The organism is Pseudorhodoplanes sp., from assembly GCF_035565795.1.
In the GTDB taxonomy this organism is placed as follows: Bacteria; Pseudomonadota; Alphaproteobacteria; order Rhizobiales; family Xanthobacteraceae; genus Pseudorhodoplanes.
In genome coordinates this window covers 1-8,917 of sequence record NZ_DATMRV010000130.1, presented here as the reverse complement: position 1 = coordinate 8,917, position 8,917 = coordinate 1, and the positions used below count along the sequence as shown (strand labels likewise).

The following is an 8,917-nucleotide window of genomic DNA, read 5'->3' as shown; positions in this document are numbered from 1 at the left end:
CAGTTCTCCGCGACCGCCGACCGCGGATCGAAAAGCAAGCGCGGGGTCATCAACACCGACAATTCGATCGACCTTGCTGCGATGGCGCTGCAGGTCGGCGCGACCTTCGTCGCCCGCTCCTTCTCCGGCGACAAGAAGCAGCTGGTGCCGATCATCAAGGCCGCCATCGAGCACAAGGGCGCCGCCTTCCTCGACGTCATCTCGCCATGCGTCGCGTTCAACAACCACGCCGGATCGACCAAGAGCTTCGACTATGTGCGCGAGCACAACGAGGCGGTGAACCGGCTGGACGTGATATCCGCACGCGCGCCGATCGCGGTCGATTATGCGGAAGGGTCGGTGCAGATCGTGGAGCAGCATGACGGCTCGAGGCTTGCGCTGCGGAAGCTCGGCGCTGATTACGAAATCCATGATCGCTACGCCGCGATGGCCTTCCTCCAGAAGCACGCGGCGAAAGGCCAGATCGTGACCGGGGTTCTCTACATCGCCGAAGACCCGCAGGACCTGCACAGCTCGCTGAAGACGGTGGCGAAGCCGCTCAACACACTGAGCGAGAAGGAGCTGTGTCCCGGCTCTGCAGCGCTCGACAGGATCAACGCCGGATTGCGCTGAGCCGTATCGAACCGCAAGACGCGCGTGGCGACCATGCCGTGGCGGCCATGCTGCGGCACCCAAGCCTTGCCACGTCATCGCAGACGCAGCATGGTCCCGCCTCCCTTCAGGAGGATTGCATGACTCGCCGCAAACTCGGACGCTCGAACCTATCCATCGCCCCGATCGTGTTCGGCGGCAACGTGTTCGGCTGGAGCGCCGACGAGAAGACCTCTTTCAGCCTGCTCGACGCCTTCGTCGATGCCGGCTTCAACGCGATCGATACCGCGGACGTCTATTCGCACTGGGTGCCCGGTAACAAGGGCGGTGAATCGGAGACCATCATCGGTCGCTGGCTGAAGGCGCGCGGACGACGCGACGATGTGCTGATCTTCACCAAAGCCGGCGGCGACATGGGTTCGGGCGCGTCCCTCAAGGGCGACTATGTGATCCGCGCCGCAGAGGCGTCGCTGCGCCGGCTGCAGACCGACACCATTGATCTGTATCAGACGCATTTCGACGATCTCACCACCGCGCCGGACGAAACGCTGAGGGCCTACGCAACGCTGGTTGAACAGGGCAAGGTGCGCGTCCTCGGCGCGTCCAATGTCAGTCCGGAACGGCTTCGGGAGTCGCTTGCGGCAAGCAAGACGCTCGGCATTCCGCGCTACGAGACGTTGCAGCCGCTCTACAATCTCTATGACCGCGCAGGCTTCGAGCGTGACTACCAGGCGCTGTGCGAACAGGAGCAGCTCGGCGTCATTCCCTATTACGCGCTCGCACGCGGCTTCCTGTCCGGAAAGTACCGTTCGAAGCAGGACCTCTCCAAGAGCGCGGCGCGCGGGGCGGCGAACGAGAAGTATCTCGACGCGCGAGGCCTGCGCATTCTGGATGCGCTGGATGCTGTGGCGGCGAGACATGCGGCAAAGCCAGCGCAGATCGCGCTTGCCTGGTTGCTGGCGCAACCGACCATGGCCGCACCGATCGTCAGTGCGACCAGCCTTCCGCAGCTCGCTGAGTTGCTGAAAGCCCCCGAGATCAAGCTGACCGCTGACGACGTCGCCGCCCTGAATGACGCAAGCGCAGAAGCCTCACCGCCGCCGCCCGCCTAGCCTGACCGGTCGCGCAGCCGCCGTTGTGGGCGCTCGCTGCGCGAGCGTCAGCGATTGACGCAACTTTGTGTGAAAGAGCCGATCTGCCCCGGCCCGACGCCCTGCCCGGTGCCGGACATGATGCAGCTCTGGGCGCGATCCTGAAACGTCTGTCCCGCCGGACGCCCCGGAGCGATCGCCGGCAAACCGCCGGTGCCGGCGACGCCGGGCACGACCGTCGGAGGCGATGACGGATACGCCATGCTCGGCGCGGTCGGCATCGGCTGCACCGTACCCAGCGGCGTCAGTGGCGAGCGGTAAGTCGGAATCGTCGAATACGTGGACGAGCCCCGGCGCACGCGCCGTGGGGTGGTCGTTGCCGCTTGCTTGGGTGCTGCGGCGGGCTGCGCCTTTGGCGGCGGCGCTGGGCGCACCCGCTGGGTCGCGCGCCGCTGGCCCGGTTCGTTGACGATCGAAAACGGGAAGCCGTCGTTGCCCTGCGCATGCACCGCAGGAACCGGAAGTCCGAGCAAAATCAACGCTAAAGCGGCAAAAGTGAAACGCGTCCGCATGTCGCTCATCCGATCCCTGAGGTCCGTCAGGACGGTCTCCCAACCACCCATATAGGAACTCAGAGCGACGGTTTCAGGTCCTTGCGGCGCGATCAGTCCTCCGGAGCGTCCTCGATCGGATCGTAGCGCGTCGGGTCGAGGCCGATCAGGTTGAAGCTCTGCAGCATGTGCGGCGGCAGCGGTGCGGTCGCGTCGATGGTGCCGCCGCGCGGATGCGGCACCACGATGCGACGCGCGAGCAGATGCAGACGGTTCTGCATGCCACCCGGCAATTGCCAGTTCTCGATGTCGAAGTATTTCGGATCGCCGACGATCGGGTGCCCGATATGCGCGAGCTGCACGCGCAGCTGATGCGTACGGCCGGTCACCGGCTTGAGCGACAGCCAAGCGAGCCGTTGCGCCGCCGTCTCGACCACCGCGTAATAGGTGACCGCGTGGCTCGCACCCTCTTCGCCATGCTGGGCGACCCGCATGACGGAATCGTCCTGACGCTCCTCCTTGGCGAGATAGGTTGAGATACGCCCCTGCCGCGGCTTCGGCACACCTGGCACCAGCGCCCAGTAAATCTTGCGCGCCGAACGCGAGCGGAAGGTCTTTGCGAGCGCGGCCGCCGCAAAGCGCGACTTGGCGATGAGAAGACAGCCGGCCGTATCCTTGTCGAGCCGGTGCACCAGACGCGGACGTTGTCCGTCTTTTGTCGGGATCGCGCCCAGCATTCCGTCAATATGGCGGGTTGTCCCCGAACCGCCCTGCACCGCAAGCCCCATCGGCTTGTTTAGGACCATCACGTCATCGTCTTCGTACAGCGTGATGGATTTGAGGAAGTCGCGCGTCTCGTTATCGTGCGCGCCCTCGCCGCGAGGCTTGTCCGGATCGAGACGCAGCGGCGGAATACGAACCGACTGCCCAGCTTCGAGCCGATCCTTCGGCTCGACGCGCTTGCCGTTCACCCGCAACTGGCCTTTGCGGATAACGCGCTGAATATGGCTGAACGACAGCCCCGGAAACCGTGCCTCGAGAAAGCGATCGACTCGCATCGCGTTTTCGTCGGGCGTGACGGTCACGGTCTGCACCACCGTGCTGAGTGGTGCGAGTTCCTCAGCCGGCGGGGACGAGACGGGCTCGTATGCAGCCGGCCTTGATCCGCCCGATCGCGACTTGTCCGGCCTTGACCGGTCCGACCTGAACTTGTCCGGCCTGGAGCGGTCTGATCTGAAATCGTCCGACCTGGACGCACCCGGTCTCGGCCCGGACCGCTTTGATGCTCCACCTGCCCGGTGTGTCCGCTGCGGTTCGGATGCTTCAGATCGGGGTTGATGCTTTCCTTTGAACGGACGCCCGCGCTTCTCGCCACGCTCAGGACGTTCAGACCGGTCACGGTCCGACCGTTCGTACTTGCCGGAACGGCCAGCGCCGTCGGAACGACCGAACGTGTCTGAACGGTCAGGCCTGCCGAAACGCCCGGGCCTCGGCCCCGTCCTCCTGGACTCGCCAGCGTCACCGAATTTGCGCGGGGGCTCGGAGGCCTCGGAGCGGTAATCCGGCTTCGACCTGAACGGACGCGCGGGCTTCTCGCTACGCTCCGGACGATCAGACCAGTTACGATCGAAACGCTCGTACTTGCCAGGACGGCCAGCGCTATCGGAACGGCTGAACTTGTCTGAACGCTCAGGCCTGCCGGGACGTCCGAGCCTCGGCCCGGTTCTCTTCGATGCGCCCGCACCGCCGAATTCACGCCGCGGCTCGGCCGACTCGGATCGGAAATCCGGCTTCGACTTGAACGGACGCCCGGGCTTGCCGGGACGCTCTGGACGGTCGGGGCGCCCGAATTTCGCAGGGCCGCCGGCCTTGCCGAAAGGCTTGTCAGAACGGCCGGGCTTGTCCGACCGCCCGGACTTTGACGGACGGCCGCGATCGGGGCGGCGTTGATGTGGTGATGACGGGCCTTTGGGACGAGAGTTCATGGCCGCGCCATAGCACACTCCGCCGCGCGAACGCGAACTTCGTAGGCTAGCGCGCAATCACCGGAACCGGCTCCTCGACCACTCGCGGTTTCGCCCCCGCAAGCTGGACCACCGCCTTCAGCATTCCGGTACCGGGCGTCGCGCCAGCCTCGAACTGGCCGACGAAGGATTGCTCGAACGGATTGTTCGGATCCGACGCACCGGGATCCGGCTGAAGCTTGATCGCCACTTCCCGCCCGTCCGGCATGCGCCGGGTCAGCTTGATCGCGCTGCCGTCCACGCGCGTCCGATCGCCGAGCCGCAGATGGACATGCACCTTGCAGATGTCGCCGGTACGATACAGCGGCTCGTCCGGCTCGACCTTGACTCCGACGAGGTCCGTGAGACTTCCATCCAGCGCGCGCATCTTGCCGCGCTCGCGAACGCGGACGGTCGCGAGCGCTTCATCGACACCCTTGATCAGCGCGACCTGCAGAAATTCCTGAATCTGCGGATCGCTCAGGATGTGCTGATGATCGGCGAAGCTCGTCGGATGCAACGGCCGCCGCTCGAGCACCGCGCTGTTGCGGATCACGGTGCCGTCGCCGGCCCAGGTGTTCTCGACCTTGAGCACGGACACGCCGTCGACTGTCTTGAATGCGGCGCGCTCCGGTGTGCGCTGATCGACGCCAACAAGCAGCACGTCCTCGATGCCCTTCGGCATGGCGGTGGCGACGAGCGCTTCAAGTTTCTGGATTCGGACGAAGGTTCGCTGCAGGTCGGGCATGGTCGCGGTATCGACCCCGTCCCAGTGAAGGCCCATCCAGGTCTCCGCCTTCGCCGGATTGAACGCCACCGCACCGGCGTCGCAGCAGGCTTGGTACCGCGGCATCAGTTCGAAAATCGACGGAAACGACAGCATCGTGCGCCGGAATCCGTCGAGGCCGCCCATCGCATGGTTCAGCGGTCCCCAGCCCTTCTCGACCGTCTGGAAGACTTTGACCGAGCCCTGGAACGGAGCGCCGGCGCTGAACAGCCGCGCCACCCGTTCACCGCCATCGCCCTCGACGACATAAGCGCGCGCGACCAGCGCACCCATCGAATGCGCGAGGATATCGACCTTGCCGTCCGGCACTTTCTCGCGAACGAAGACCTCGAGCGCCTTCGCATTATCGAAGACCGAGCGCCGCCAGTCATAGGCGAACACGAACAGGGTCTTGCCCTCGCGATAGCCCGTCTTCTCGAGATGGCGGATGATCGGCGCGTAGACGTCCTGCTTGTAGAGCCCGAGGAAAACGATCTCGCGCAGCACTCCGCAGGGTCTGATCGAATCGTCCGCACCGGACTCGTTGGACAGCCGGATGGTCGGAAATTGCCGGAGCGCACTCACCGTGCCCCACACGACCTGCGCGGTCTTCGGACTGGACGGATCCGGACGGCACAGCCGGGACCCGAGCAGGCCCGGAATGAGGATCAGCGGCCGCTCGGGTTGCACGATCGCGGCACGCGACTGCGCAGCCACCGGCTGCACGGGCAGCGCGATCGCGCCCGCAAGCAGCGCAAAGGCAGCGCCCGCGTATCCGAGACAGGCAAGGCTGACCTTGATGCCCAAGTTATCTCTCCCGGCTTGGGTATGGGCTTGCACAAATCCTAGCAAAAAACCGGGGACCGTCATCGGCTTGGCCGTCCCAGTTTCGTGATCAGGAATCTGTCGCGCCGCGCGCCCCAACGGTTCAAGGCGCATCGTCCCACCGTCGCATTGCGGCAGGGATTGTGGCATGCAGGGCGCTCCGCAACAGGCCACGTTTGCATTGTGCATCGCACCGCGACAGGCCGATCACAGGTTTCGTCCATGCTTCCTGATATCGCCGAGAAAATTGCGGCCATCGGCCGCGTCATCGATCCCGCCAAGACCGGAGCGATCTACGCCCCCTTCCACGACACTGAGCCGTATGCGGGGATCGAGGTGACGCGCGACATCAAATACGGAGCCGCGGACCGCAATCTCCTCGATGTGTTCGTCGCGAAAGATGCGGAAGGTCCGCGTTCGGTGCTGATGTTCGTGCATGGCGGCGGGTTCACCGGCGGCAACAAGGCGACGCCGGGCTCGCCGTTCTACGACAACGTGCCGCTGTTTGCCGCGCGTAGCGGCTTTGTCGGCGTCAACATGACCTATCGGCTCGCCCCGGATCATCCATGGCCGGCGGGTCCGGAGGATGTCGGCGCTGCGGTGCGCTGGGTGATCGATAACATCGCGTCATATGGCGGCGACCCGGCAAAGGTCGTGCTGTTCGGACATTCCGCGGGCGCGACGCATGCCGGAACCTACGCGGCGATGCCGCAATTCCATGGGCCGAAGGGCCTTGGCATTGCCGGACTGATCCTGACATCCGGAATCTACGACATCACCGATTTTCCGGTGAATGACGGCTATCGCTCCTATGTCGGTAGCGACACGTCTCTCTATGCCGAACGTTCGCCGATCGCGGGACTGAGCAAGCTGCCGATCCCGTCCATGGTGGTGTACGCGGAGCTCGATCCGCCGCCCTTTGTCGGGCAATTCGAAAAGCTCGTCGCGGCGATGGCGCAGGCGCCGGGCGGAAAGCCGAGAACACTGATGCTGCCACAACACAGCCATCTCTCGCTCGGTTACGCGATCGGGACCGATGACACCGTGTTGACCGGACCGGTCGTCGAATTCGTCAACGGCCTGAAATAGGCTTGCGCGATGCCCGCTCTCCAAAAAGGGACCCGGCGCGCCAGGGCGGCCGGGCCAAGGATGGAGAGCAGCGCCCGTTCAGGACGCTGAGCCCGGAGAACACGCAAAACCGGGCACAGCGTCCATAAACGGCTTCGCAGGGCCTGACTGTGAGCCAGCTCACATTGGGCCGATATGGTTCCGAAGGAGCGCCGCTCCGGGCGCCGTTACCGGCAGCGCTGCATGTCGCCCGCAACCGTCTGATCCCAGGTGACGTGGAGCTTGCTGCCCTTCAGCTGAAGACCGATCGGCATCACGCGCGAACTGCCCTGCTGAAAGCACTGGGCCTGAAGATAAAGCCCGTTTCCGATGCGGTAGGATTTCTTGATCGAACAGGACGACTGATACCAGTCGACCGAACGCTCCGTGATGACGAGCGGAGTGGTCTGGGCGGTTTGTCCGAAGCCCTTGCAGCCCGCGGCCTCAATGGACCACCGGCCCATGAACAGCGGATCGGTGGCAAGCGCAGCGCCGCTGCCAAGCCATAGCGTCAAGCCGCAAAGTGCAGCGCAGCAGATGACTCGCACGGCAACTCACCCCCCGGACTTATCTTTTCTCAGCTTCGCCCAGTAATCCAGCCGCTTTCTGATCTCACGCTCGAAGCCCCGTTCCGGCGGATCGTAAAAGGTCTGTCGCGGCAGCGCGTCCGGGAAATAATTCTGACCGGAGAAGGCTTCCGCCGTGTCGTGGTCGTAGGCGTAACCGCGCCCGTAACCCTCATCCTTCATCAGGCGCGTCGGTGCGTTGAGGATATGCTTTGGCGGCAGCAGCGAACCGTGCTGCTTCGCGGTCCGCATTGCCGCGCCATACGCCATATACGCGGCGTTGGATTTCGGCGCGGTAGCGACATACAGTACCGCCTGCGCGATCGCGAGTTCGCCTTCCGGCGAACCGAGAAAGTCATAGGCATCCTTCGCCGCGTTGCAGATCACCAGCGCCTGCGGATCGGCGAGGCCAATGTCCTCCACCGCCATCCGCACCACGCGCCGCGCGATATAGAGCGGGTCTTCGCCCGCGTCGAACATGCGCGCGAGATAATAGAGCGCAGCGTCGGGATCGGAACCGCGCACCGATTTGTGCAGGGCGGAGATGAGGTTATAATGCCCGTCCTGCCCCTTGTCGTAGATCGGCGCACGCCGTTGCACGATCTCCTGCAGCGCCGCCTCATCGAAAACCTCGCCCGGGCGCGCCGCACGCCAGACTTCCTCCGCGAGCGTGAGCGACGCGCGGCCATCGCCGTCAGCCATGCGGATCAGCGAATTGCGAGCGTTGTCATCGAGCGGCAGCGGCTTACCTTCGATCTCCTCGGCGCGCGCGAGCAGCTTGCCGACAGCGTCCGCATCAAGCGAACGGAACACGAGGACGCGCGCGCGCGACAGAAGCGGCGCATTCAGTTCGAAGGACGGATTCTCGGTGGTCGCGCCAACAAGCGTGATGGTGCCGTCTTCCATCACAGGCAGAAACGAGTCCTGCTGCGCGCGATTGAAGCGGTGGATCTCGTCCACGAACAGCAGCGTGCCCTGCCCGGCCTCGCGCCGTGCGCGCGCCTGTTCGAACACCTTCTTCAGATCGGCGACGCCGGTGAAGATCGCCGAAATCTGCTCGAATTGCAGATCGGTTTCGAGCGCTAGCAAGCGGGCGACCGTGGTTTTGCCGGTTCCCGGCGGACCCCAGAAAATGAGCGAGCCGAGTGAGCGGCTTGCAAGCATCCGCGTCAGAATGCCGTCAGTTCCAAGCAGATGATCCTGGCCGACGACTTCGGAGAGCTTTTGCGGACGCAGCTTGTCCGCCAGCGGACGCGGCGTCGCCTTGTCGAGCCCTGCGGCGGTGAACAGGTTCGGCCCGCTTTGTTTCGCGCGGGTTGTCATGCTGCGTCAGCCCGGAAATTGCGCCGTGACCTGCCGGCCTCCCCGCAGGATGGTGATTTCCCACATCCGCAAGGGATCACGTGTCAGCTTTTCG

Annotated in this window: 6 protein-coding genes and 2 pseudogenes; 3 read left to right on the top strand and 5 right to left on the bottom strand. The window is 64.7% G+C overall.

Features of this window, described 5'->3' with window-relative positions; genetic code table 11:
• A pseudogene (locus VNZ93_RS12440) lies at positions 1-612 on the top strand (2-oxoacid:ferredoxin oxidoreductase subunit beta); the annotation flags it as partial.
• A 119-nt stretch (positions 613-731) separates the two neighbouring features.
• Entirely contained in the window at positions 732-1,703 is a 972-nt protein-coding gene (locus tag VNZ93_RS12435; protein WP_325705124.1) for an aldo/keto reductase, read from the top strand.
• A gap of 47 nt (positions 1,704-1,750) precedes the next feature.
• On the opposite strand, the gene VNZ93_RS12430 is transcribed toward VNZ93_RS12435, so the two are convergent.
• The 3 genes and pseudogenes from VNZ93_RS12430 to VNZ93_RS12420 all read right to left on the bottom strand — a co-directional run bounded on the left by VNZ93_RS12430 (position 1,751) and on the right by VNZ93_RS12420 (position 5,809).
• Entirely contained in the window at positions 1,751-2,254 is a 504-nt protein-coding gene (locus VNZ93_RS12430; protein WP_325705121.1) for a hypothetical protein, read from the bottom strand.
• Positions 2,255-2,346: 92 nt separating this feature from the next.
• Positions 2,347-3,723, bottom strand: a pseudogene (locus VNZ93_RS12425) (RluA family pseudouridine synthase); the annotation flags it as partial.
• Between the two features lie 541 nt (positions 3,724-4,264).
• A complete protein-coding gene (locus tag VNZ93_RS12420) occupies positions 4,265-5,809 on the bottom strand; it encodes an esterase/lipase family protein (protein ID WP_325705119.1) in 1,545 nt (514 codons plus the stop codon).
• 240 nt (positions 5,810-6,049) lie between these two features.
• Between VNZ93_RS12420 and VNZ93_RS12415 the strand changes: the two genes are divergently transcribed.
• On the top strand, positions 6,050-6,916 hold the full coding sequence (locus VNZ93_RS12415; protein WP_325705117.1) for an alpha/beta hydrolase: 867 nt from the start codon (positions 6,050-6,052) through the stop codon (positions 6,914-6,916).
• A 206-nt stretch (positions 6,917-7,122) separates the two neighbouring features.
• Here the strand turns inward: VNZ93_RS12415 and VNZ93_RS12410 are convergent, their stop codons facing one another.
• Positions 7,123-7,482 (bottom strand): hypothetical protein, encoded by a 360-nt coding sequence (locus VNZ93_RS12410; protein WP_325705115.1) that lies wholly within the window; start codon positions 7,480-7,482, stop codon positions 7,123-7,125.
• A gap of 6 nt (positions 7,483-7,488) precedes the next feature.
• Entirely contained in the window at positions 7,489-8,823 is a 1,335-nt protein-coding gene (locus tag VNZ93_RS12405; RefSeq protein WP_325705113.1) for a replication-associated recombination protein A, read from the bottom strand.
• Positions 8,824-8,917: the final 94 nt, after the last annotated feature.